The sequence below is a fragment of the Acinetobacter sp. V2 genome, assembly GCF_001188385.1.
GTDB lineage: Bacteria > Pseudomonadota > Gammaproteobacteria > Pseudomonadales > Moraxellaceae > Acinetobacter > Acinetobacter oleivorans.
Genome location: NZ_JZFB01000008.1, coordinates 92044 through 92352, shown reverse-complemented (window position 1 = coordinate 92352; position 309 = coordinate 92044).

The window sequence follows — 309 nt, the reverse complement described above, 5'->3', positions numbered from 1 at the left end:
ATTAAGCATGACCTGACGAAGGCATGTTTATTCATTAACAGATTGGCAAAATTGAGTCTGAAATAAATTGTTCACTCAAGAGTTTAGATTAAGCAATTAATCTAGATGAATTGAGAACTAGCAAATTAACTGAATCAAGCGTTTTGGTATATGAATTTAGATTGAAGCTGTACAGTGTTTAAGTACACAGACAACAGATAGTAGCGATGAAGAATCGCACGGACAACACTCACTTGTAAGTGTTGACGACTGTTTGGGGTTGTATAGTCAAGTAATTAAGTGCATGTGGTGGATGCCTTGGCAGTCAGA